General features: G+C 76.3%; 2 protein-coding genes. Both read left to right on the top strand.

Features of this window, described 5'->3' with window-relative positions; genetic code table 11:
• Nucleotides 1–103: 103 nt before the first annotated feature.
• Complete coding sequence (locus C3489_RS37970) at nucleotides 104–1,681, top strand: MFS transporter (RefSeq protein ID WP_103786677.1); 1,578 nt, start codon at nucleotides 104–106, stop codon at nucleotides 1,679–1,681.
• Nucleotides 1,678–2,070 (top strand): cupin domain-containing protein, encoded by a 393-nt coding sequence (locus tag C3489_RS37965; protein ID WP_103786676.1) that lies wholly within the window; start codon nucleotides 1,678–1,680, stop codon nucleotides 2,068–2,070. Before C3489_RS37970 ends, C3489_RS37965 begins: the two co-directional genes overlap by 4 nt.
• The last annotated feature ends 210 nt before the right edge of the window (nucleotides 2,071–2,280 follow it).

The following is a 2,280-nucleotide window of genomic DNA, read 5'->3' as shown; positions in this document are numbered from 1 at the left end:
GGGGCGGTCGGGGGGTCGGCATGGGCCCCATGATGGCCCACCCCGGCGGGAGGGGAGGGGGTGAGGCTGGACGGACGGGGGAGGGCCGGGCTAGTTTTCTTACATGTATAAAAACTCTCGGAGCTTAGGCGAGCGACGCGGGGCGCTGCTGGCGGCGGTGTGTCTCGCGCAGTTCGTCGTCGCGCTCGACATGGCGGTCGTGAACGTCGCCCTGCCCGCCGTACGCGCCGATCTCGGGTTCGCGCCGGTCGACCTCGCGTGGGTGGTGCACGTCTACGCGCTCACCTTCGGCGGCCTGCTGCTGCTCGGCGGCCGCGCCGCCGACCTGTACGGCCGGCGCCGGCTCTTCGCCCTCGGGCTGGCCCTGTTCGGCGCCTCGTCCCTGGCGGGCGGGCTGGCGCAGGCGCCCTGGCAGCTGGTGACCGCCCGGGCCGTCCAGGGCGCGGGCGCGGCGGCCCTGGCCCCGGCGGCACTGGCGCTGCTGACGGTCACCTTCCCGGAAGGCCCGGCACGGGTGCGGGCACTCGGCGTGTGGAGCGGCGTCAACGCGGTGGGCGGGGCGTCCGGGGTCCTGGTCGGCGGCCTGCTCACGGAGTACGCGGGCTGGCGGTGGGTGATGCTGGTCAACGTCCCGCTGACCGTCGCGGCGCTGGCCGCGGGGCGGGTGGGGATGCGGGAGGGCGCCGACGGGCGGCTCAGTGGGTCCCGGGTGCCTGGTGGAGCGGGAACGGTGGGCGGGGACGCGCCTGGTGGAGCCGGGCGAGGAGATCGCGGCCACCGGGACGTGCCCGGCGAGGCGGGAAGGGTGGCGGCCCGGGGGCGTCTGGACGTGCCCGGTGCGCTGCTGGGCACCGCCGGCACCGGTGTGCTCGTGCTCGGTGTCGTGCGCACCGACCGCGAGGGCTGGACCTCGCCGGTGACCCTCGCCGCGCTCGCCGCCGGTGCGCTGCTGCTGGCCGCCTTCGTCGTCGTGGAGCGGCGCGTGGCCGAGCCCCTGGTCCCCGTGAGGCTCTTCCGCAGCCGGTGGATCAGCGGCGCGAACGCCTTCGTCCTCCTCGTCGCCGCGGGCCAGTTCAGCGCCTTCTACTTCGTCTCCCTCTACCTCCAGCAGGTCCTGCACCTGAGCCCGGCCGCCACCGGCGCCGCGTTCCTGCCGTTCTCCGCCGGCATGGTCGCGGCCACCGTCGTCGCGACCCGGCTCGGCTCCCGCCGCTCACCGCGGGCCTCCCTGCTGGCGGGCGGACTGGCCGGTGCCGCCGGCCTGGGCTGGTTCGCCCTGATCAGTCCCACCGGAAGCGTGCTGACGGACGTACTCGGTCCGTCCCTGCTCACCGCGGCCGGGGTCGGACTGTGCCAGGCGCCGGTCGCCGTGGCCGCGACGACCGGGGTGCCCGCGGCCGAGGCGGGAGCCGCGTCCGGCATCCTCAACAGCTCCCGCCAGCTCGGCGGCTGCCTCGGCGTCGCGGCCCTCGCGACGGTGGCGGCCCGGCACACCGGTACGGCCACTGGCGCGGCGGCACTGACCAGCGGATACGCCCTCGGCCTCGGCGTCGGCGCGGGGCTGCTGCTCGGCGCGGTCGCCCTGGCGGCGGTGGTCCTGCCGATGGGCCCGCTACGGCGGCCCGGCCGCACCACTCGTCCTCGTTCGTCCCGGACCCGACTGGAAGGAACCCCGTCATGACCACGCTCACCCCGATCGACCTGTTCACGGCCGCGGTCCACGTCGGGCCCGACGGCGGCGTCACGGCGGGCGAGCGCCGGATGACCGAGGGCCGCCCCGGTTCCTGGCAGCTGGCGGCGTTCCACGCGGCGTCGGACACGGACGTCCACGCCGACCACTGGGAGATGCACCCCGAGGCGGACGAACTGGTCTGCGTGCTCAGCGGCCGGATCCGCTTCCACCTCCACCCGGACACCCCGGGCACACCGGAACAGACGGCCACGCTCACCCCCGGCACGGCCATAGTCGTCCCCCGAGGCCGCTGGCACCGCATGCAGATCGACGAAGGCCCCGTGCAACTGCTGTCCCTGTCCCCACGAGAGGGAACGCAACTGAAGCCGGTGTCCTGACCCGGACCACGGGGGCCCGGCGCGGAGCCCCCAGCGGGGCCGAAGGACCGGCGGTCCCTGGGGAGGGGACGGGTGGGACGGCGGGGGCGACAACCACCCCCCGCGTGCCGCTGCCACTACGCCGGCGAGCCGGCGGGGCCGGGGGCGGAGCCCCCAGCGGGGCCGAAGGACCGGCGGTCCCTGGGGAGGGGACGGGTGGGACGGCGGGGG

The organism is Streptomyces sp. Ru71 (assembly GCF_002920535.1).
Lineage (GTDB): Bacteria > Actinomycetota > Actinomycetes > Streptomycetales > Streptomycetaceae > Streptomyces.
This window is presented reverse-complemented; position numbering and strand designations above follow the sequence as displayed.